This is a genomic window from Corynebacterium flavescens, from assembly GCF_008693105.1.
Classification (GTDB): Bacteria; Actinomycetota; Actinomycetes; order Mycobacteriales; family Mycobacteriaceae; genus Corynebacterium; species Corynebacterium flavescens.
Genome location: NZ_VXKK01000033.1, coordinates 19,447 through 39,384, shown reverse-complemented (window position 1 = coordinate 39,384; position 19,938 = coordinate 19,447). Strand labels below are relative to the sequence as shown.

Sequence of the window (19,938 nt, the reverse complement as noted above, 5' to 3'; positions counted from 1 at the left end):
GTATTCCTAGACTGGGTTGGCTGCGGCCGCGCCATAGACTGGGTAGGGAACCGGCTGTACAGGCTCGGCGGGAGCTAGCTGTGGAGCAGGACGGACAGGCTGTGGCTGTTCTTCGCTCGTCTCCTCTGGAGTTTCCTGCTCCTCGGGTGCTTCCTGTTGCACAGTTTCGCCGTCGAGGAAAAGCTGAATAGCATCCCTCAGCATCGGCATCGCGGAGTCGGCGAAAGCACTAGAGATATGGTGCATGTCGCGATAGACCATCACATTGCCAATGACTACAGGGCAAGAACCGTCCCGGCAGAACCACGTCGAAGTGTCCAGACCCAGCATGTTGGAATACTGGGAGAGAACGAAGGCGGAGGGATCCACGGGCGCGTACACACGCTCGCTGGGCATTCCACAGCCCACAACATCCTCAGTGGTGACGTAGCACTCGTCGAAGCCGCGGGGCATGCCCTCAGGGGTAAAGCCCCAAGGATTATCCCGCAAGCCGAGGAAGGGGATGTCATTATTTGCTAGTTCTTCCCAGAAGGCGGCGTATCCCGGCGGCACGTAGTCAGGGCCGTGACCGGCAGGGTCCTGGGGCCGGGTGCTGTTTGAGATGACTAAGGCAGGTTTTGCGTCAATGATGCGTTCGGTCACCAGCTTGCCCCACTCAGCGCACTCAGGAGATACCGTGAGATCATCACCGAGCTCGATGGGACAACCAACGCGCAGCATAGGGACAACCTTGAAGCCCATCTGGCGGCCCAGTTTATCCAGACCGGAAATCCACTGCTCAGCATGGGAGCCGCCGACCACGTAGACCTCTTTCTCGGCGTCTTGATCACCAAAGAGGCAGGGGCCGCCGTCAACTCTTTCGGAGGGGAAGAAGTCAGGGGCCTCTTCCTCGCGGATGAAGCAGTGCGCTACCGAGGTAGGAGGCGTTATGCCACCCACCAGTATCGGATCCGGGCGGTATTGAATCCCCTCTGGCACGGGAACATCAAGCGCATAAGCAGCGGCGCCCGGATAATCGCGAGGGTTGAGAAGCTCAGAATCTGCGCTATTAAGAGAGGAGATCCATGAGGGGTGAATGGTCAGCAGAGCGACGGCGCAGGCAGTTACGACGACGCCTCCCACGCCGCGTGCGGCCCCAGCCCTCTGGCGCAGTGAGGACAGTGCCTTGTTGACTGGGAGGTCGTCGATAAGCGGGCGCTTGCGGTGCTGACGCAGGGGCTTTTCCACGAAGCGGTGCGTGAGATCCGCCAAGACGAGGGAGATTGCGATGATGATGATGCCCAGCCACCAGGGCGGGGTATCAAGTTTCAGCGCGGAGGTCGAAACAATGAGAAGCGGCCAGTGCCAGAGGTAGAGGGGGTAGGCAACATCGCCCAACCAACGCGCGGACTTGGAGGCCATGGCCCGCGAGATCCTGCCACCGCCTCCCAGGATGATTAGGACCGCGCCGCCCAGCGGAAGCAAAGAGAGAGGCCCAGGGTAGGCAGAAGTATCGGCGATAATGGCACCGGTAAACATGAGGCACAGTAGACCAAACCCAGTGAAGAGATCCGCGAAGCGCTGGGGGATGACCCACTTGGAGCCGTAGATTGCCAGCACCGCGCCCAAGGTCAGCTCCCATGCCCGCGACCATGTTGAGTAATAGTTCTCAGGAGGCCCGTAGAGGCCAAAGCGCGAGGCATAGGCGAAGGAAGCGATGGTGACGACGATGAGAATCGGGCCGGCCATCTCGTTGACGGTGGGAAGCGTGCGGCTTTTAATGTTGCTTCCTGTAGGCCGGTGCTTAACTATGGCGGCGAGGATAAGCGCAAAGATTATCCCCATGAGATAGAACTGTCCCTGCACGGCCATCGACCACATGTGCTGCAGCGGCGAGGTAGTGGAGGAGGCAGCCACGTAATCCGCGTTTTGAACCGCGAGCTCCCAGTTCTGGAAGTAGAGCATCGTGGCGGTGATCTGCTGCGTAAACTCCGTGCTCATCAGCTCCGGTGCGAATGCACGAACTAAGAAGTAAGTAGCGCCAATGACCAAAGCAAGGCTGGGTACGAGGCGCCGGGCAGTGCGCCACAGAGGCCACCACGGGTTGAGGGAAGCGTCAGGATTGGCCGCATAACGCAGCTGAGAACCCAGGAAGAAGTAACCAGAAAGCAGCAGGAATACATCCACGCCGCCAGAGACCCTTCCCACGAAAACGTGGTAGATAACCACGAGCGCGATGGCGATTCCCCGCAAACCGTCGAGGTCATAGCGGTACCGGAAATTTCGTGGGGATTCTTTGTTCATATACATTCCATTAAAGCCATTTAAGCCGGCGGAGCAGCCGAGATTCTCGGCGTGGATGGGCATGATTCGCGCGGATAAGGATACTAGGTTCAGAGGGCTAGAGTCGAACGGCGCGAGCGGCAAGTCCAGATCAGTTCTTGACTAAGGCGGTGATTTCTCAACGGACCGCAAACAGGGTAGTATGACTGAGGTTATTTCGCGTTGCGCAGAAACGCACGGAAATGGCTGACATTTAAATAAGTAAAGTTTTCCTGCATAACACCGTCACCGACTACGGTCGGCCGGTACGTCACATGCAGTAAATCCAAGGGTTGAACCGGCCAGTCAATGAAGAACGTGACAGGCGTCTGAACTGCCCAGTGACTAGAAAAGGAGGCCATCATGGCCGTCAAGATTAAGCTCCAGCGTATTGGTAAGATCCGCAACGCCGAGTACCGCGTCATCATCGCTGATGCCCGCACCCGCCGTTCCGGCAAGGCTATCGAGAACATCGGTATCTACCAGCCCAAGCAGGAGCCTTCCCTCATTCAGATCGACTCCGAGCGTGCACAGTACTGGCTCTCCGTCGGCGCGCAGCCGACCGAGCCCGTCCTCGCCCTGCTCAAGGTCACCGGTGACTGGCAGAAGGCCAAGGGCCTGCCCGGTGCTGAGGGAACCCTGAAGGTTGCAGCGGAGAAGCCCTCCAAGCTGGATCTGTTCAACGCTGCCCTCGCTGAGGCCAACAATGGCCCCACCATCGAGGCCATCACCGAGAAGAAGAACAAGGCCAAGGAGGCCGCTGAGGCCAAGGCTGCTGCCGAGAAGGAAGCCGCAGAGAAGGCCGCCGCTGAGGCCGCTGCCGCTGAGGCTGAAGCAACCGAGGCTCCTGAGGCCGCTGAAGAGTCCGCAGAGTAGTTTCTCGCTCTAGGCTTTTGTTTTAAGGCCCGCCGCTTTTAATCCCTGCAACGTCCTCGCACACCGCTCATGGTGTGGGAGGTAAGCTGAGGGAAGATGAGACGGCGGGCCTTTTTCATGCGGACAAGGCTTAGCGGCTCTTCTGGGTTCTAGAGTGCGTGATAAGCGAGTCCCTTGTGGGTATTTTCCGGGATCATCTCCACCGCAAAGCCCGATTCCTGCCTGCTTGCCCGCTGGGGTGTATTTTAGGGTGCGGGAAGTCGCCGTTGGGCCGGTTGGCCTAACGGCTGGTGTGCGGGGGCTGCCAGATTATCTTTCCGCCGTCGCGGGTAAGGCGCCCGCGCCGTGGCGGCGCATTCGGATCATCGTCGTTGATGCCGTTGTGGTAGTTGCACAAGGTCACCAGGTTGGCAACGTTAGTCTCCCCGCCGTGCTTCCACGGCGTGAGATGGTGGAACTGGCCCCGCTCTGCCGGGATGGTACAGCCCGGCCACGCACACGTGGGGTGCTCTGCTGCGAGCATCGTGCGCTGTTTTGTTGAGGCGAAGCGCTCAAAGCGGTACAAGTCCACCGGCCCGTGTGTGCGGCTAATCATCGTGACAAGTCCTTCGCCTGCGCAGGCGCGTTCCACAAGCTGCGCGCCGGTGATAACAGCCCCACTGGTGGTGCGTATCATCACATCATCGCCCTCGCGGCGTACAAGCTTCCCGTAGTCTTCCAACTGGAGGACTGCCATGGTCGTCACCCGAGTACGCGCAGCCGGGGCCCCGTCTGCTTTGCCGAGCATGCGGGCGATAAAACTTGTCCCTGGCCGCTTGTGGTCAATAGTCCGGAAAGCATCCGCCATATCCAGCCCATTGCCGGTCACTGTCAAGGTAGCTAGCCCGTTGGGGTGTTGGCGTAGCATCGCGCGCTCGCAATACTTGCGGGGAACACGCATCTCGCGCAGCCGGCGCCTGGCTACCGCGGTGACGTGCTCGCTTGGCGTGGCGCATAGTTCTACGCGTAGGTTCCACGCCGCTAGGCGCGCTTTAACGCGGCGGGTAAAAGATTCGATCTGGTGCAGAGTGCTCAAGGTGTGCCCGTTGCGCCTGGCCGCATTAACGGCCGAGCGTTGCTTGCCCGTATAGGGAGTAGTACCAAAATAGATGGCGTGCAGGCCTATAAGCTCGGCGGCATCCTGCGCACTAGCCCCCATCTTCTCAAGGTCTGGCACAGATAGCCCCGAGCACTCAGCTACGAGGTCAACACCTCGGCTAAGTTGTGCGAAATACTCCTGCAAGCCCATGACCGCCACGCTAAGCCACCGCCACGCGGTACGACAATCCCAGACCCGCACCCAGTAAGGAAACTGTGGATAACCCACCAGGCCCGGGGCGGTTATCCACAGCTGGGCCGCCTCGCCAGAATTAGGCAGTGCGGGAGCAAGGCCATCCGGCCTATCCTGAAGGATCAGGCCCAAGCGGAGGACAACCGACCAACAAAACCAATGCACTCCAAAATCGGAAGAGCGGCTTTAACGGCGTTGTCTCGGCTCGTTACTTGTTGGAGCGTTATAGCGTTTAAGATTCCTGCCATGGAATTAATGATCGGTCGCGTGACTAAATCGCATGGAATCAAGGGCGAGGTATCGGTGGACATCACCACCGAAGACCCACAGGCCCGTTTTGCGGTCGGGCAGGTGCTGCACGGCCGGCAGGGGGCCAAGTCCCACGAACTGACAGTTGCCTCAGTGCGCCCGCATAAGGGCCGCTTGCTCGTCTCTTTCGAGGAGATTCCTGATCGCACTCAGGCTGACGGTCTGCGTGGCACGCAGTTCTTCGCGCCACCACTGGAGTCAGAAGATGATGACGGCTTCTACGATCATGAGCTCGAGGGCCTGCGTGTGATGCACGAAGGGCAAGATATAGGAAAAGTCACGGGTGTCACCCACGGACTGACGCAATCCCTGCTCGAGGTGGAGCTCGAGGGTGGCAAGGCGGCGCTCATTCCCTTCGTGGAGGAGATCGTGCCCGAGGTAGACCTCACGGAAGGCATCTGCGTTATTACCCCGCCGGAAGGGCTGCTCGAGCTATGAGGATAGATGTCGTCACCATCTTCCCGGAGTACCTCGATCCGCTTCGCCACGCCCTGTTGGGCAAGGCTATTGAGCAGGGCAAGCTCCAGGTCGGAGTGCATGATCTGCGGCAGTGGGCCAATGATGGGCATAAGTCCGTCGATGACTCTCCCTATGGCGGGGGTCCAGGCATGGTCATGAAGCCGGAGGTATGGGGTCCCGCGCTGGACGATGTCGCCGCGGGGCGCACGGCCACGCGCGAACTGGATTCATCGCTACCGCACCTCAACCGGCCGCGCCACGATGAGGTTGAAGGGATCGTCGCCCAGCCCTATGGTGCCCCAGCACAAGGCGTTGCGCAGGAGCTGGAAGAAAACCTGCCGCTGCTCATCGTCCCTACTCCTGCGGGAACGCCGTTTACTCAGGCGGATGCCCGCGCGTGGTCGCGCGAGGAGCACGTTGTTTTTGCCTGCGGGCGTTACGAGGGCATCGACCAGCGCGTCATCGAGGATGCCGCCCAGCGCTACCGCGTGAGGGAGGTCTCCATCGGGGACTACGTCCTCATCGGTGGGGAGGTGGCCGCGCTGGTGATTTCTGAGGCTATTGTGCGTCTTATCCCCGGAGTGTTGGGGAACCAGCGTTCCCACGAGGAGGATTCTTTCTCCGACGGGCTTTTGGAAGGGCCGAGCTATACCAAGCCGCGCGAGTGGCGGGGCCTGTCGGTGCCGGAGGTGCTTACCTCTGGTGACCACGGACGCGTGGATAGGTGGAGGCACGAGCAGTCCTTGTTGCGCACCGCGCAGCGCCGACCCGAGCTGCTAGAGAGCGCAGAGCTAAGCCGCAGCGACCGTGAATTCTTGGAAAAGGAGCGCGGAGGCGCTTAAAGAGCCCTGCGGGGAGACTGCGAAAAAGGGGAGTGCTCCCCACTTTTGTGCTGGGGCGTGCAGAGGCGTTTTAGAGTAAGTGACATCGCACAGACAAGAACCTAGTTCATGGCTGTGACCTCGATTTTCTCTCATTCACGTGCTCAGCAGAAGAAGGTACCTCACATGTCTACTCCCCACAACTTTGCTCCCGATTACTCCGTCGCCGAAGCCGCCGCATGGACGGGTGAGCCGGCAGGCAACAAACGTTCCTCGCTTCCCATCATTGTCGGCGTGGTCGGTGCCGTGGTGGTCTTGGTCGCAGCCATCGTGGTCTTTGCCCTCAACTGGGGCAGCGGATTGACCTCCTCCCCGCGGGCCGAACAAATTGCGATGACGCAGTCTGAGTCTGGCGCGCAGATTGCGCGGGGTACTTCCGCCCCGGCTAGCGCAGCGACTGCGTCTTCTGCTGGTGCCTCTACGGCGGCACAAGAAAAAGAAACCGAGACGGTCACGGTGGAAAAGCCTGCCCCAGCGCCAGCACCAGTACCGGCCCCGGCCCCTGCTCCCGTGCAAGGCTCGCCTGCGCCGGCTGCGGGCGGAGTGTCCTGGAATGACTACACGCAATACTCCGCACGGACGAGTAATACCTCTGCGGGATTTGCGCAGAACGTCTATCAGGCTTTTATGCAAAGCTATGTCTCGACCGGTTCGCGCTATGTCACAGTGAGCGCCTATTCGCCGGCCACTGGCGGAAACTACACGATGAGCTGTGGCGGCTCTGTTTCCCGCGTCATTTGCTCGGGTGGTGACAACGCCTCAGTATCTATCTACTAGTCACCAGGCGTGGGCCTCGAATGCGTGCCGGGCTTGCTTCCTCTCCTCCGCAATGATGAAGGGGGAGAGGATTTTGGTGTCTAGGTAGTGGGGTAGGTTGGGTGAGTCCGAATGAAAGAGTGAAGGATTTTTCTTGTGAAGATTGCAGCCATCATTGCCACCGAGATAGGTGTCAAGGAATCTCAGGTTGAGACCACCCTAGAGCTTCTGGCGGAGGGCAACACCGTGCCCTTCATTGCCCGCTACCGCAAGGAAGCCACCGGCGGGCTCGATGACTCCCAGCTGCGCACCATCGAAGAGAGGGCGGCCTATCTGCGGGAGCTCGAAGAGCGAAAGCAGACCATCCTGGCCGCCATTGAGGAGCAGGGAAAACTCTCTGACGCGCTGCGAGCGGCCATCATGGGTTGCGAAACCAAGGCTCGCCTTGAAGATCTTTACTTGCCTTATAAAAAACGCCGCAAAACCAAAGCTGATATTGCGCGGGAGGCGGGACTAGAGCCCTTGGTTGATGAGCTCGTCTCCAATCCAACGGCAGACCCACATGTCTTGGCTTCCGCTTATCTCAGCGAGGGTTTTGCAGAAGAAAAGAAGGCCCTTGGAGGGGCGCGATCGATCCTCATCGACCGCTTCGCCGTGGATGCTGACCTCGTCGGCGCCGTGCGTGAGAAGATGTTTTCCAGCGGTTCCATGCAAGCAAGCGTCGTCGCAGGAAAGGAAAAGGAAGGGGCGAAGTTCAAGGACTACTTCGAATTCTCCGAGCGTTTCACGGATCTTCCCTCGCACCGCATCCTGGCACTCCTGCGGGGGGAGAGCGAAGGCGTGCTGCAGCTCCACCTCGATGCGGGAGAGGATGAACTCTACGAGGGGATGATTGCCCAGCGCTTTGATCTGGACACCTCCTCACCATGGTTGGCGGAAGCCGTGCGCTGGGGTTGGCGCACCAAGCTATATATCTCCTCCGGACTCGATACCCGTATGCGTTTGAAGGAGGTCGCAGAAGAAGGAGCACTCAAGGTCTTTGCCACGAATCTGCGCGATGTCCTTTTGGCCGCCCCCGCGGGGCAGCGGGCAACTCTGGGGCTTGATCCCGGCTATCGCAACGGCGTTAAGTGCGCGGCGGTTGACTCCACAGGCAAAGTACTCGATACCGTCGTGGTCTATCCGCATCAACCCCAGAATCGCTGGTCCGAAGCGGTGCAGAAACTCGCTGGGATCTGCGCTGAGAACTCCGTCGATCTGCTGGCCATTGGCAACGGAACCGCTTCGCGGGAAACGGAGAAGCTGGCGGGAGAAGTCGCAGAACTCCTCGTGCGTGCGGGCGGCGCACGTCCTACGCCCGTTGTGGTCTCGGAGGCCGGCGCATCGGTTTATTCCGCCTCTCAGCTGGCCGCAGAAGAGTTCCCGGATATGGACGTCTCCTTGCGTGGCGCGGTTTCTATCGCACGGCGTCTGCAGGATCCATTGGCGGAGCTGGTGAAGATTGATCCGAAGGCCATCGGTGTGGGCCAGTATCAGCATGACGTCAACCAGACCTCCCTCGCCCGTTCCCTCGACGGCGTGGTGGAGGATGCGGTTAACGGGGTCGGCGTGGATCTGAATACCGCCTCGGTGCCACTGTTGGAGCGGGTCGCCGGAATCAACTCCACTATCGCTGCCAATATTGTGGGCTACCGTGATGAGAACGGCGTGTTTTCCTCGCGCAAGGAGCTCAAGAAGGTTCCGCGGTTGGGGCCGAAGGCCTTTCAGCAATCGGCCGGCTTCCTTCGCATCAGCGGCGGCAAGGATCCGCTCGACGCTTCTGCTGTGCACCCTGAGGCCTATCCGGTTGTCAACCGCATTGCCAAGGCCGCAGGCTGCGGGGTGGCCGAGCTCATCGGCAACTCGCGAGTGTTAGGAAACCTCAACCCAGCGGACTTCGCGGATGAGACCTTCGGCATTCCCACCGTCACTGACATCCTCTCCGAGCTGGACAAGCCGGGGCGCGATCCACGCCCAGAGTTCAAGACAGCCACTTTCAAGGAGGGCGTCAACAAGATTTCGGATCTCACTCCGGGAATGATCCTCGAGGGCACGGTGACAAACGTGGCAGCCTTCGGCGCCTTCGTGGATGTGGGAGTGCATCAAGACGGACTAGTGCACGTCTCGGCCATGAGCCGGAAGTTCGTGCAGGATCCCCACGAGGTGGTCAAATCCGGCCAGGTAGTCAAGGTAAAGGTTATGGAGGTAGACACCGAGCGTGCGCGCATTGGGCTCTCCCTGCGCCTCGACGATGAACCCGGTCAGGCTCCTTCCAAGCCGCGACAAGCCCGCGGCGCGGGGGAGCGCACACCGGGCGGCCAGCGGGGCAAGAAGAACCAGGGCGCGGGTGCGCGGCGGCAGCGTGCGAGCGCAAAGAGCCCGAATCTGGCAGGTGGCTCGCTCGCAGATGCGCTAAAGAAGGCCGGGTTCGGCCACTAGCGCATGTTTGGGGCAACGCTAGGGCTCGTTTAGCTCAACAGTCCCGAAGGGGTACCTTCAGATTTTGAGAAGCACCCCAAAGCTGGCACAATGGCTTTGTTCTATGAAACGGGCACGAACCGGTTAGTTGTTCCACCTCTGTGGGATGGCGCTAGGGTCCTCTGTCTCAAATTGAAAAGGAAATTGCAATGAGCAACATTCTCGACAAGGTCGATGCAGCCCAGCTGCGCAACGATATTCCCGCCTTCCGCCCCGGCGATACCCTTGACGTCAACGTCAAGGTCATCGAGGGCAACAACGAGCGTACCCAGCTGTTCAAGGGTGTGTGCATCCGCCGTCAGGGTTCCGGCATCCGTGAGACCTTCACCGTGCGTAAGGTCTCCTTCGGTATCGGCGTTGAGCGTACCTTCCCGGTTCACTCCCCGAACATCGCCTCCATCGAGGTAGTTCGCCACGGTCGCGTTCGCCGCGCGAAGCTCTACTTCCTGCGCGATCTGCGCGGCAAGAAGGCTCGCCTCAAGGAGCGCCGCTAATCCAGCGCGCGTTTCCGCATCTCCCCACCTCGCCGTCCTTGGCGGGGTGGGGATTTTTCTCTATTCAGCGCAGGTTGAACCTTGAATTCTGGTCCCATGTTGCTGCCCATAAGGGCGACCAGCTAAGGAAAACACGCGCTTCCATCAACTCTTTTGACCCCCAGTTTCGGTGGTTCTTTTGGCTTTAACGTGAACACGTCGGCCTAGTTCTCGCTGTTGCTGCGTGCAAAGATTCTCAATTGGGAAAATGGCAGGCAGTGCACTGATGAAGCTGTCAGATTCCGGGGAATTTCCCGCACGAAGCGCTGGTCTTTCCGATTAGCGGCGCTGCAGTTGCTAGGATGTTTCGCGTGAACGATGACAGCGCAGCATCCGAGAAATCAACCGACTCCGCTAAAGAGAAAAAACAGCTACCGTGGTTGGTAGAAACGTTTCTGGTGGTGGCGGCGGTTCTCGTCGTCGTGGGGCTCTTTCAGAACTTCATCGGTCGGCAGTACGTCATCCCCTCCGGCTCCATGGAGCCCACGCTGCACGGTTGTACAGGGTGCACCAACGATAGGATTTTTACAGAGAAGATTTCCTATTACGGTGACAAGAGCCCCCGCCCAGGTGATGTCGTGGTATTCAAGGGCACAGAGGATTGGAACACTGCTTATCGCTCGCCGCGCAGTGAGAATCCGGTCATCCATGGCATCCAAGACGCCCTGAGTTTTGTTTCTTTGGCGCCGCCGGATGAGAACAACCTAGTCAAGCGCGTGGTTGCCACGGGCGGTCAGGTTGTTTCCTGCCAGGCTGGGGACCCAGCTGTGATGGTGGACGGCAAGCCCATTAACCAAGACTATGTGATGAACCCGCCGACTTATCCCGTCGATCCTTCCACCGGTTCGCAGTCTTGTGGTGGCGCGTACTTCGGCCCTATCACCGTGCCTGAGGGCAATATCTGGGTGATGGGGGATAACCGCACCGCCTCGGCAGATTCGCGCTATCACATGCAAGATGAGTACCAGGGCACCATCCCCGTGGCCAATGTGCGTGGCAAGGTGATGTTCGTGTTCTACCCCTTTAACCGCATCGGCGGGGTCGATGACCCAGACATCCAGGCCTCCTAAAAGCGAGGGCGTGCGTACGCGCGACTTTCTTGGACCAATCGCCGCGGGCTTTGTCATCCTCGTGCTCATCCAGGCTTTCGTGGGGCGCATGTACGTCATTCCCTCCGGCTCGATGGAGCCCACGTTGCACGGCTGTGCCGGCTGCAGCAACGACCGCATCGCTGTGCAGAAGATAAGCTATTACTTTTCTGATCCGCGCCCGGGTGACGTCGTAGTATTCAAGGGTCCCGCTTCTTGGAATAATTCATTCAGCGTCGAGCGCTCCGACAATGTGCTCTTGCGCGGCGTGCAGAACCTCATGGCGGGGATCGGCCTTATGTCCAACGGGGAAAACATACTGGTCAAGAGGGTCATTGCCACGGGTGGACAAGTGGTGAGCTGTCAGGCAGGGGACCGGGCAGTCATGGTTGACGGTCAGCCCATCTCCCAAGACTATGTGCTTGATCCGCCGGAGATTCCTGTGGATGAGGCTGCGGGTTCGCAGCAGTGCGGTGGGGCGTACTTCGGCCCAGTGGAGGTTCCCGCCGATAGCGTGTGGGTTATGGGGGATAATCGCAGCAATTCGCTGGACTCGCGCGCGCACCTGGGGGACATGCTCCAGGGCACCGTTCCCACGTCCAATATCCGCGGCAAGGTCGAGGCTGTAGTCTTGCCTTTCTCGCGCATGGGGAAGGTAGAAAGCCCGGACATTTCTCATGCGGCGTCTTAAGCAGCTGCGCACCTATGAGGTGGCACTGTCCAAGGCAGGTTTGGGGCCAGTCGCCGGCGTTGATGAGGCCGGACGAGGCGCCTGCTGCGGGCCGCTGACCATCGCTGCGTGCATTTTGCCGGAGCGGATAATACCGGAGTTGGCCAGCCTGACAGATTCCAAAAAGCTCAGCCCTGCCACTAGGGAGCGTCTTTTTCCTATCATCCAGGACAAGGCGGTGGCCTGGGCGGTGCTCCACATTGGGGCCCGCGACATCGACAAGCACGGCATCCAGCACGCGAATATTTCAGGCATGCGCCGCGCCGTGGCTCAGCTCGGCACTCGGCCGCATTATGTGCTTAGCGACGCCCTCTTCATCCCCGGCGTCGGCCTTCCCCAGCTGCCGATTGTCGGCGGCGATGGCGCTGCGCGGTGCATCGCCGCCGCGAGCGTCTTAGCCAAGGTTTCCCGCGACCGGATCATGGCTGAGCTTGACGCGCGCTACCCCGGATATGGATTGGCTGGCCACAAGGGATATGGGACCGCCGTGCACCGCGCGGCCATTGCACGGCTTGGGGCGTCGCCGCAGCACCGACTGAGCTACCGCAACGTGGCCGAAGCCCACGCGGAGTTTCTCGCGCGCGCCTAGCGCCGGCGCTCGCGCAAGGGGGTTAGGCTATAGCTCGTTATCCCTAAAGAGCGGAGGTAGTGCCCGTGAGCGCTGAGGAACTCGACAACTACGAGGCAGAAGTAGAGCTGTCCCTGTACCGCGAGTATCGCGACGTAGTCAGCCAGTTTTCTTATGTGGTTGAGACTGAGCGTCGCTTCTATCTTGCCAATGCCGTCGAGCTGATCCCCCATACCTCTGGCGCGGATGTCTACTATGAGGTCCGCATGTCCGATGCATGGGTCTGGGATATGTACCGCTCCGCTCGCTTCGTGCGCTACGTGCGGGTCATTACCTTCAAGGACGTCAATATCGAAGAGCTGGATAAGCCAGACTTCGTCCTACCTGATTAAGCCGAGTACTTCCACACTTAAGTCCCCGGTTCCCCCGAAAGTTGTGGATAAAAAGCCGTCGTTTCGCGTTTATCCACAGAATTGGCGTCTCTGCACATATTCCTCCTTGCCTCAAACCGCAGGCTCAACTGAGCTAGAGGGCGAAGCTTTTTTCAGTCGAGATTCGTTTAATCGGGGAGGAATAATGATCAATAAGGGAGACAATCGGCGGGACTTTCGCCACCGCTTGGGAAGAAAGGGCGAGGCCTTTGCCGCGCAGTTCTACCGGCACAGGGGAGCAGAAGTCATCGCCGCAAATGTGCGCTATGCAGTCGGGGAGATAGACCTCATCGTCCGTGAGGCGGATGGAACCCTTGTATTCGTGGAGGTCAAGACTCGCTCGAGCCGCGCCTATGGCGTGGCGGAGGCAGTGACCGGTGCAAAGCTGGCCCGGATGCGCAAGGCCGCGCGGCACTGGTTAGACGGGCGGCCTTTGAGCTCAGTGCGCTTTGACGTGGTCGCGTTGACCCAAGCGGGGGCAGGCTTTGATCTCGAGCACTTCGCGGGGGTGGAGCATGGCTCTCGGTAGGTGTTTGACCACCGCCTTAGACGGCATTTTGGCGCATGTGGTTGGAGTTGAGGCCAACGTGGGGGCGGGGCTGCCTGGGATCCACGTCGTGGGGCTGGCTGATACTGCCATCACAGAATCGCGCTCGAGAATACGTACCGCCATTGCGAACTCTCACCTTCCGTGGCCAAAGACGAAAATTGTGGTCTCCATGTCCCCGGCTTCTTTGCCAAAATCCGGCTCACACTTTGATTTGCCCATGGCGCTGGCGATCCTAAGCGCCGAGCTAGGGGCCCAGGAGCTACCCCATGGCAGCTTCGTCTCCTTTCACGGCAGTCATCCCGGCGCGCGCTTGGACTCAACATTGGTGCTCGGTGAACTAGGTTTGGATGGTTCCGTGCGTCCGGTCGCGGGCATACTGCCCGCCCTTTTGGCGGCGCGCGCACAAGGCTATGACACTCTGGTCATTCCTCCAGGCAACGCCTCAGAGGCAGCTCTCGTTTCCGATGTAGAAGTGCTCGTAGCTCCTACCTTGGCCGATGCTTTTGCCTGGGCGTGCGGTGCGCGGGTCTTATCCAAAGCAGCCGTCGTTGCCAAGCAACTTGTACCCAGCGCTGAGCGTCGCGGATTCGAGCAGGCCGCGGATTTTGCAGATATTGCGGGTCAGGCGCCGGCTAAGAAGGCCGCGGAGGTGGCTGCAGCCGGTGGGCACCACCTGATGATGGTGGGGCCGCCCGGCTCTGGAAAGTCGATGATCGCCGCGCGCCTGCCCTCCATTCTGCCGCCTTTAAGCAGGGCACAATCGGTCGAGGCGACCGCCATCCACTCTCTCACCGGCGTGCCGGGGCAGGTTATCCGGCGTGCGCCACTCGTTGCCCCCCATCCTTCCATTACCCGCGCTGCCCTTCTCGGCGGTGGAAGTGGCACTCCACGTCCAGGCGCTGTGAGCCTGGCGCATCATGGTGTCCTTTTCCTCGATGAAGTTAGTGAAGTCGCAGCCCCAGTCCTCGACGCCCTGCGTGCGCCTTTGGAGGAAGGGCACGTGCGTCTCGCGCGTGCTCGCCGTGAAATCCGTTATCCCGCGCAATTCCAGTTGGTTATGGCGGCCAACCCTTGTCGCTGTGCCACCGAAGATCCGGCCAAGTGTTCGTGCCGTTCAGCTGAGCGGCAGCGGTATCTAGCTAACCTTTCTGGTCCTTTGCTCGATCGCCTCGATATCGTCATCGATGTATCGGGGCAATCCGCGGTCATCAACGCTCAGGGCGAGGAGACTTCAGAGACAATAGCGCAGCGTGTTGCTCTGGCACGCGAGCGCGCTGCCCAGCGCTGGGAAAAGGACGGGCTTGAGGCCCGGATCAATGCTGCGGTATCCGCTGGTTATCTGCGCCGGCACCGGCCGGCCTGTGACTCAGCGATGATCCTGCTTTCCGCATATTTGGCGGAGGGCGAGCTTAGTCAACGTGGGGTAGACCGAGTCCTGCGTTTGGCGTGGACACTCGCGGATCTGGCAGGCCGGGCGCAGCCAGATGTCGATGACGTCGGTCGCGCCTTAGATCTGCGGGGCGCAGCGAGCGTGGGAAGGCTAGTGGCATGAGCGAGCTCAATCTCTCCACGCCTGCCCATGTCTGGGCCTATCTCAATCGCGTTGTAGAAGGCCCTAGTCACACGCTGTCGGCATTGTTGGCCCAGTACCCCGCGGAGGAGATCGCTCATGGAATCTATAACGCGGCTGACTGGCTGGGGCCTTTGGCCGCGCTCACAGCCTCGCGCCGCGACTGGCTGCGACAAGAAGTAGATCTCGCAGCAGCCGAGCGCGTGGGCGCCAGGATCATCAGCAGCGACAGTCCCGAGTGGCCGCTGCAGCAGTTTTCCCAGGCCTTCGGCTTTTACCGCAGTGGACAGTCAAGCGCGCCGGCCACTTTCGACGATCAGGCGGCAAGTCCCCATAGCCTGTGGGTGCGGGGAGGAAACCTCGCCGTGGAGCTCTCCCAAGCCCTCGCGCTGGTGGGAACGCGGGCCATTAGCCGCTACGGGTGGGATGCAACCCGGCTTATCGCAGGCGGCCTCGCGGCACGGCAGTGGACCATAGTCTCTGGCGGAGCGCTCGGCGTTGATACCGCGGCTCACTCTGCAGCGATAGAACAAGGGGGGCGCACCGTGGCAGTGGCTGCTTGCGGGATCGATCGCTCCTATCCAGCGCGCAACCAAGGGCTCTTTGACAAGATTGCCCACAACGGCTGCGTGGTCTCTGAGTTCGCGCCGGGCACGGTGCCCAAACGCCACCGCTTCTTAACTCGCAACAGGCTCGTGGCCGCGATGTCAGAGGGTGTTGTGGTGGTAGAAGCAGGCTTTCGCTCTGGGGCTTTGAATACGCTCAACTGGGCAGAGGCCCTTGGCAAAGTTGCCATGGCGGTGCCCGGCCCGGTGACCACGGCAGGTTCTCTGGGTGCTCACTTGCGTATTCAGGAAGGTCGTGCGCAGCTAGTGACCTCAGCAGATGAAATTCGGGCGCTCGTGGGCAAAGCCGGCTCTCTGGATCCAGGGGGACAGTACGAGCTAGATTATGCCCCTTCGCCCCTGCAGCGACTCTCACGCAATGAGCTGCGGGTCTTTGATTCCACGCCGCTGGAGGATGCCGATACTGCCGCGAGTGCGGAGGAGATTGCCGGTGAGGCGCGGCTGAGTGTTGCGCTTACAATCCACCTTCTTGTCACTTTAGAAAAGGCTGGCTTGGTAGCCCGCGCAGGCACGCAGTGGAGAAGGGCAGGAAACTACTAAGTCACGGGGGCCAACCAGCCACAGGGCTTCGCCCGGTATAAAAGTGAATTGAGTACACTCATGTGGCATGAGTCAATCACGAGCGTTCGCGGGGAGTCAGCTGGAAGAGGCGATCGAGGACTTCGCCGACTATCAGCGCCTCGTGCGCGGACGCTCTGAGGCTACGGTGCGTGGATACGCCAGCGACCTGCGGGACCTCGCAGCAAGGGTAGAGACTTTTGAAGGACTAAGCCTCAATGTTCTGCGCGAGTGGTTGGCCGCAGCCGTTGCGGCCGGTAAGTCCCGCGCCACGCTAGCCAGAAGGACCGCGTCTATCCGCGCCTTTAGTTCTTGGGCAGTGCGTGAGGGCTATCTAGATACCGACATTGCCGCGCGGCTCGTCTCGCCCAAGGTCCCCAAGCATCTGCCTACGGTCCTCGACGCGCAAGAGTCTAAAGACTTGATGGAAGTCTCGCTCACGAGTGACGAGGCTGAGCAACTGCGTGATAGCGCCATGCTCGAAGTCCTCTACGCAACCGGAATGCGCGTGGCAGAACTGGTGGGGTTGGACGAGGGAGATATTGATTTCTCCCGCCGGGTTGCGCGCGTTACGGGTAAAGGCAATAAGCAGCGAATAGTGCCTTTTGGCCAAGCCGCAGCCACAGCACTCGAGCAGTGGCTGGAGCGCGGACGTCCACTCATGGCCAAGGAAGGCCCGGCTGTGTTTGTAGGCTCGCGTGGAGCGCGCATAAACCAACGCCAAGTGCGACGGGTGGTAGAAAAGGCCGCCGCAATCATCGGGGAAACCGGGCTTACTCCGCACGGGCTGCGGCACTCGGCGGCGACCCAGCTGCTTGAGGGGGGCGCAGATCTCCGAGTGGTTCAAGAAATCCTCGGACACTCTTCCTTGCAGACCACACAGGTCTATACCCACGTGTCGGCACAACGCCTCAAAGAGGTTTACTCCCAGGCGCATCCGCGTGCCTAGCTGCTAGAGCACATTCAAGGGCTTGAGGCGAATGACGGGCATGTCTAAGAGAAGCAGGGGGTTCATGTACGTGTCTTTGCCTGTCAGCACTCCCCAGTGGAGTCCGGGATAACCATCAACGGGGTGTCCCAGCGTGCCGATGACCTGGCCCTCGACGACCGCATCGCCCGCTCTCACGCGGGCGTGGACGGGCTGATACGTGGTGCGCAGCCCATCGGGATGATCGATGGATATAACAGGCTTCCCGGCGACCGAACCGGCAAAAGTCACCACGCCGAACTCGCTCGCGCGCACTTCCGCACCCACATCTAAGGCTAGATCGACGCCGCGGTGGCCAGCTGACCACCTGTGCTCGGGAGCCTTGAAAGGGCGCAGTACCTGACCCGCGGTGGGATCCCCAGTACTGGGGTCTACATAGGCAGCCGCAGGAGCGGGGTAGAAGGTGAGCAGAAGCAGGGTCGCTAAGGCTAAGAGCTGCCCAAGAAGCTTGGCACGTGTACTGCTGTGCCCGGCTATGGATCTTAGACTGGGTGCCAGTTTCGAATTTCTAGTCATGTCAACCAGCATGTGTAAAGAGCGCCGCGCGGCGATAGAGCCAATCGCGCCGCGGTGGATAAAGTGGTGCGCATGGGGCAAAAAGAGCCGCTTGGGGATGTCTGGAGGCATCGCGGGCACAGGCTTTGTGGAAAAGTGGCGGTGCGTTTGGAAAATAGGCGTGTTCGCGGCTATTATTTCTGCCAGCAGTGTGTCTGCTTCCGTGGAGGCCTAAGTTTCCAGGTTAAAGGCACGTTGACTACGCGCGACGAAGCTGTTGCCTTTCCTTCGTGGAGTAGGTGGCCATCCTGAATGACGTGGTCCCCAAGCAATTGGGGTGTTAGACAGGGCTTTCGTTGCTAGGGTGCGGAATAAAACACCGCACATACTTCATTTGAAAACCGAAATACACACATAGAAAGCGAGCGAATCATGGCAGTTGTAACCATGCGCGAGCTCCTCGACGCAGGTGTCCACTTTGGCCACCAGACCCGTCGCTGGAATCCGAAGATGCGTCGTTTCATCTTCACCGACCGTAACGGCATCTACATCATTGACTTGCAGCAGACGCTGACCTACATTGACGAGGCTTTCGAGTTCGTCAAGGAGACCGTTGCGCACGGCGGAACCGTCCTTTTCGTGGGCACCAAGAAGCAGGCTCAGGAAGCTGTCTCCGAAGAGGCAACTCGCGTGGGCATGCCTTATGTTAACCACCGTTGGCTCGGCGGCATGCTGACCAACTTCCAGACCGTTTCCAAGCGCCTCAAGCGTATGAAAGAGCTTCAGGCCATGGATGCGGCAGAGGACGGCTACAAGGGCCGTACCAAGAAGGAAGTTCTCATGCTGACCCGCGAGCGCACCAAGCTCGAGCGCGTCCTCGGCGGCATCGCTGAAATGACCAAGGCTCCTTCCGCACTGTGGATTGTTGATACCAACAAGGAGCACATCGCGGTCAAGGAAGCTCACAAGCTCAACATCCCGGTTGTTGCCATCCTGGACACCAACTGCGATCCAGATGAGGTTGATTTCCCCATTCCGGGCAACGACGATGCTATTCGCGCCACCCGCCTGCTGACCGGCATCATCGCCACCGCGGTCGAAGAGGGCAAGAAGGCTCGCGAAGAGCGCCAGCTCGCCGCGGCCAAGGAAGCTGCCGGAGACTCCGCAGAGAAGGATTCGCGCGACGCCGCTGAGGCAGCTGCCGCTTCCGACCCTGCTTCAGCAGCACCTGAAGCTGAGGCTACGGCAGAGGAGAAGGCTGCAGAGTAATTCTGCAGGCGCCGGCCTCCCTTCCTACGATTAAGGGAGTAAGCGCCCTGGCCTTTCAAAGCTTTATGCGAGCCCCCGCCACCGTGTTCTACGGCGACGGGGGTTAGCTTTTCTTAAAGTGCCACTGGTATTGACGGTGGCGCTGCACTTCAACCACGGCGGTTGGGGGAATAGGCAAAGAAGCTCACCCCTGACACGGCGCGATGACCTCGCGTCGGCTACGCTAATTCAACGAATACTGTTTGAACTCAAGGAGGATCGCCCCAACTATGGCGAACTACACTGCTGCAGACGTCAAGGCGCTGCGTGAAGCAACCGGTTCCGGAATGCTCGATTGCAAGAAGGCTCTCGAAGAGGCCGGCGGCGACTACGAGAAGGCCGTCGAAATCCTGCGCATCAAGGGTGCCAAGAACGTGTCCAAGCGCGCTGAGCGCGAGGCTACCGAAGGCCTGATTGCTGTTTCCGGCAACACCATGGTCGAGGTCAATTGCGAGACCGACTTCGTTGCCAAGAACGAGGCATTCAAGGCCTTCGCTGCCAAGATCGCCGAGGCAGCTGCTGCCGCAAAGGCGAACTCGCCGGAGGAATTCAACAACGCTGAGGTCGACGGCAAGAAGATCTCTGAGGCTGTGGACGAGGAGTCCGCAAAGACTGGAGAGAAGCTGCAGGCTCGTCGCGCCGTCACCATCGAGGGCGACAACATTGCGGTTTACCTGCACCAGCGTTCCGCAGACCTGCCCCCAGCAGTGGGCGTGTTGGTGTCCTACGAGGGCAACGCTGAGGGCGCGCACTCCGTCGCTTTGCAGATTGCCGCTATGCAGGCCGAGTACCTCACCCGTGAGGACGTTCCTGCTGAGGTCGTAGAGAAGGAGCGTGCTATCGCCGAGGCCACCACTCGTGAAGAGGGTAAGCCGGAGGCCGCTTTGCCCAAGATCGTGGAAGGCCGTCTCAACGGCTTCTTCAAGTCCATTGTCTTGCTGGATCAGCCTTCTTTGTCTGACTCGAAGAAGACCGTTAAGCAGGTCGCTGATGAGGCCGGCACCACCATCAAGGGCTTCGTTCGCTACGAGGTAGGCGCCTAAAAGCGTCTTATCCCGGTTCAT

The 19,938-nt window shown here is 60.0% G+C and carries 20 protein-coding genes; 16 read left to right on the top strand and 4 right to left on the bottom strand.

The window, feature by feature from the left end:
* Positions 1-6 precede the first annotated feature (6 nt).
* Entirely contained in the window at positions 7-2,283 is a 2,277-nt protein-coding gene (locus F4V60_RS07670; RefSeq protein WP_075730046.1) for an acyltransferase family protein, read from the bottom strand.
* Positions 2,284-2,474: 191 nt separating this feature from the next.
* Positions 2,475-2,666, bottom strand: coding sequence for a hypothetical protein (locus F4V60_RS07665; RefSeq protein WP_141255896.1), 192 nt, complete (start codon positions 2,664-2,666; stop codon positions 2,475-2,477).
* On the opposite strand from F4V60_RS07665, the gene rpsP reads away from it, so the two are divergent.
* Complete coding sequence (gene rpsP, locus F4V60_RS07660; protein ID WP_075730045.1) at positions 2,665-3,177, top strand: 30S ribosomal protein S16; 513 nt, start codon at positions 2,665-2,667, stop codon at positions 3,175-3,177. The two genes, F4V60_RS07665 and rpsP, sit on opposite strands and share 2 nt — an antisense overlap.
* A gap of 280 nt (positions 3,178-3,457) precedes the next feature.
* Here rpsP and F4V60_RS07655 read toward each other — a convergent pair whose 3' ends face one another.
* Positions 3,458-4,465, bottom strand: coding sequence for an HNH endonuclease signature motif containing protein (locus F4V60_RS07655; RefSeq protein WP_075731193.1), 1,008 nt, complete (start codon positions 4,463-4,465; stop codon positions 3,458-3,460).
* 288 nt (positions 4,466-4,753) lie between these two features.
* On the opposite strand from F4V60_RS07655, the gene rimM reads away from it, so the two are divergent.
* The 13 genes from rimM to F4V60_RS07590 all read left to right on the top strand — a co-directional run bounded on the left by rimM (position 4,754) and on the right by F4V60_RS07590 (position 17,032).
* Complete coding sequence (gene rimM / locus F4V60_RS07650; RefSeq protein WP_075730044.1) at positions 4,754-5,254, top strand: ribosome maturation factor RimM; 501 nt, start codon at positions 4,754-4,756, stop codon at positions 5,252-5,254.
* A complete protein-coding gene (gene trmD, locus F4V60_RS07645; protein WP_075730043.1) occupies positions 5,251-6,117 on the top strand; it encodes a tRNA (guanosine(37)-N1)-methyltransferase TrmD in 867 nt (288 codons plus the stop codon). The genes rimM and trmD overlap by 4 nt, the downstream gene beginning before the upstream one ends.
* 165 nt (positions 6,118-6,282) lie before the next feature.
* Positions 6,283-6,933: a hypothetical protein gene (locus F4V60_RS07640; RefSeq protein ID WP_075730042.1), complete on the top strand. Its 651-nt coding sequence runs from the start codon at positions 6,283-6,285 to the stop codon at positions 6,931-6,933.
* Positions 6,934-7,068: 135 nt separating this feature from the next.
* Positions 7,069-9,390: a Tex family protein gene (locus F4V60_RS07635; protein ID WP_075730041.1), complete on the top strand. Its 2,322-nt coding sequence runs from the start codon at positions 7,069-7,071 to the stop codon at positions 9,388-9,390.
* Between the two features lie 188 nt (positions 9,391-9,578).
* Positions 9,579-9,923 carry a 50S ribosomal protein L19 gene (gene rplS, locus F4V60_RS07630; protein WP_075730040.1) on the top strand — a complete coding sequence of 115 codons (345 nt, stop codon included), beginning with the start codon at positions 9,579-9,581 and terminating at the stop codon, positions 9,921-9,923.
* Positions 9,924-10,264: 341 nt separating this feature from the next.
* Complete coding sequence (gene lepB / locus F4V60_RS07625; RefSeq protein ID WP_075730039.1) at positions 10,265-11,032, top strand: signal peptidase I; 768 nt, start codon at positions 10,265-10,267, stop codon at positions 11,030-11,032.
* The gene (gene lepB, locus F4V60_RS07620; RefSeq protein ID WP_075730038.1) at positions 11,007-11,741 is read left to right on the top strand and encodes a signal peptidase I; all 735 of its coding nucleotides are present in this window, start codon (positions 11,007-11,009) and stop codon (positions 11,739-11,741) included. The genes lepB (F4V60_RS07625) and lepB (F4V60_RS07620) overlap by 26 nt, the downstream gene beginning before the upstream one ends.
* Positions 11,728-12,369, top strand: a complete 642-nt coding sequence (locus tag F4V60_RS07615) for a ribonuclease HII (RefSeq protein ID WP_075730037.1) — start codon at positions 11,728-11,730, stop codon at positions 12,367-12,369. The genes lepB (F4V60_RS07620) and F4V60_RS07615 overlap by 14 nt, the downstream gene beginning before the upstream one ends.
* Positions 12,370-12,434: 65 nt before the next feature.
* Positions 12,435-12,740: a DUF2469 domain-containing protein gene (locus tag F4V60_RS07610; RefSeq protein WP_075731191.1), complete on the top strand. Its 306-nt coding sequence runs from the start codon at positions 12,435-12,437 to the stop codon at positions 12,738-12,740.
* A 184-nt stretch (positions 12,741-12,924) separates the two neighbouring features.
* Positions 12,925-13,308 (top strand): YraN family protein, encoded by a 384-nt coding sequence (locus F4V60_RS07605; RefSeq protein ID WP_075730036.1) that lies wholly within the window; start codon positions 12,925-12,927, stop codon positions 13,306-13,308.
* Positions 13,295-14,881: a YifB family Mg chelatase-like AAA ATPase gene (locus F4V60_RS07600; protein WP_075730035.1), complete on the top strand. Its 1,587-nt coding sequence runs from the start codon at positions 13,295-13,297 to the stop codon at positions 14,879-14,881. The genes F4V60_RS07605 and F4V60_RS07600 overlap by 14 nt, the downstream gene beginning before the upstream one ends.
* A complete protein-coding gene (dprA, locus tag F4V60_RS07595; RefSeq protein WP_075730034.1) occupies positions 14,878-16,065 on the top strand; it encodes a DNA-processing protein DprA in 1,188 nt (395 codons plus the stop codon). Before F4V60_RS07600 ends, dprA begins: the two co-directional genes overlap by 4 nt.
* 67 nt (positions 16,066-16,132) lie before the next feature.
* Positions 16,133-17,032 carry a tyrosine recombinase XerC gene (locus F4V60_RS07590; protein ID WP_075730033.1) on the top strand — a complete coding sequence of 300 codons (900 nt, stop codon included), beginning with the start codon at positions 16,133-16,135 and terminating at the stop codon, positions 17,030-17,032.
* A 3-nt stretch (positions 17,033-17,035) separates the two neighbouring features.
* Here the strand turns inward: F4V60_RS07590 and F4V60_RS07585 are convergent, their stop codons facing one another.
* A complete protein-coding gene (locus F4V60_RS07585) occupies positions 17,036-17,587 on the bottom strand; it encodes a M23 family metallopeptidase (RefSeq protein ID WP_084559266.1) in 552 nt (183 codons plus the stop codon).
* A gap of 411 nt (positions 17,588-17,998) precedes the next feature.
* On the opposite strand from F4V60_RS07585, the gene rpsB reads away from it, so the two are divergent.
* Positions 17,999-18,835, top strand: a complete 837-nt coding sequence (gene rpsB / locus F4V60_RS07580; protein WP_075730032.1) for a 30S ribosomal protein S2 — start codon at positions 17,999-18,001, stop codon at positions 18,833-18,835.
* A 269-nt stretch (positions 18,836-19,104) separates the two neighbouring features.
* Entirely contained in the window at positions 19,105-19,917 is an 813-nt protein-coding gene (gene tsf, locus F4V60_RS07575) for a translation elongation factor Ts (protein WP_075730031.1), read from the top strand.
* Positions 19,918-19,938: the final 21 nt, after the last annotated feature.

Coding starts and splice junctions, on each gene's coding strand:
- tsf (WP_075730031.1), top strand. CDS start 19,105: ATGGCGAACTACACTGCTGCAGACGTCAAGGCGCTGCGTGAAGCAACC.
- F4V60_RS07590 (WP_075730033.1), top strand. CDS start 16,133: ATGAGTCAATCACGAGCGTTCGCGGGGAGTCAGCTGGAAGAGGCGATC.
- F4V60_RS07640 (WP_075730042.1), top strand. CDS start 6,283: ATGTCTACTCCCCACAACTTTGCTCCCGATTACTCCGTCGCCGAAGCC.
- F4V60_RS07600 (WP_075730035.1), top strand. CDS start 13,295: ATGGCTCTCGGTAGGTGTTTGACCACCGCCTTAGACGGCATTTTGGCG.
- F4V60_RS07585 (WP_084559266.1), bottom strand. CDS start 17,587: ATGACTAGAAATTCGAAACTGGCACCCAGTCTAAGATCCATAGCCGGG.
- F4V60_RS07670 (WP_075730046.1), bottom strand. CDS start 2,283: ATGAACAAAGAATCCCCACGAAATTTCCGGTACCGCTATGACCTCGAC.
- lepB (WP_075730038.1), top strand. CDS start 11,007: ATGACCCAGACATCCAGGCCTCCTAAAAGCGAGGGCGTGCGTACGCGC.
- trmD (WP_075730043.1), top strand. CDS start 5,251: ATGAGGATAGATGTCGTCACCATCTTCCCGGAGTACCTCGATCCGCTT.
- F4V60_RS07655 (WP_075731193.1), bottom strand. CDS start 4,465: ATGGGCTTGCAGGAGTATTTCGCACAACTTAGCCGAGGTGTTGACCTC.
- F4V60_RS07605 (WP_075730036.1), top strand. CDS start 12,925: ATGATCAATAAGGGAGACAATCGGCGGGACTTTCGCCACCGCTTGGGA.
- rpsP (WP_075730045.1), top strand. CDS start 2,665: ATGGCCGTCAAGATTAAGCTCCAGCGTATTGGTAAGATCCGCAACGCC.
- rpsB (WP_075730032.1), top strand. CDS start 17,999: ATGGCAGTTGTAACCATGCGCGAGCTCCTCGACGCAGGTGTCCACTTT.
- lepB (WP_075730039.1), top strand. CDS start 10,265: ATGTTTCGCGTGAACGATGACAGCGCAGCATCCGAGAAATCAACCGAC.
- rimM (WP_075730044.1), top strand. CDS start 4,754: ATGGAATTAATGATCGGTCGCGTGACTAAATCGCATGGAATCAAGGGC.
- F4V60_RS07665 (WP_141255896.1), bottom strand. CDS start 2,666: ATGATGGCCTCCTTTTCTAGTCACTGGGCAGTTCAGACGCCTGTCACG.
- rplS (WP_075730040.1), top strand. CDS start 9,579: ATGAGCAACATTCTCGACAAGGTCGATGCAGCCCAGCTGCGCAACGAT.
- dprA (WP_075730034.1), top strand. CDS start 14,878: ATGAGCGAGCTCAATCTCTCCACGCCTGCCCATGTCTGGGCCTATCTC.
- F4V60_RS07615 (WP_075730037.1), top strand. CDS start 11,728: ATGCGGCGTCTTAAGCAGCTGCGCACCTATGAGGTGGCACTGTCCAAG.